A 286-nucleotide genomic window follows, 5' to 3' on the forward strand; every position below is an offset into this window, starting at 1 on the left:
GACTCCGCGTGGACACCTGCTGCCAAGACCATACGCTTCCACCGCATCCGCATCCGGCCAGCCACAGCGGAAGAACTCGGTTCTGGCGAAGTCGAGGCCGGCGTGCGTGCGAACATTCTGGCGGATTACCTGACCAGCGCGCAGACCAACAGCGCGATTGCCTCGGCCCGGACGGCGCTTGAGGCGCAGCTAGGCCAGACCAATGCCAGCGTGACCCAGACCAATACCGCGCTGGCAGACCTGCGCGGGGGCGTGGCGTCGATCTCCTATCTGGCCCAAGCGCAGG

1 protein-coding gene is annotated in these 286 nt (G+C 66.4%); it reads left to right on the plus strand.

From position 1 onward, the window contains the following. A partial coding sequence (locus tag Q5762_RS37910; protein ID WP_315896858.1) for a hypothetical protein occupies nt 1-286 on the plus strand: 286 nt, incomplete at both ends.

This window comes from Streptomyces sp. P9(2023), from assembly GCF_032436795.1.
In the GTDB taxonomy this organism is placed as follows: domain Bacteria; phylum Actinomycetota; class Actinomycetes; order Streptomycetales; family Streptomycetaceae; genus Streptomyces.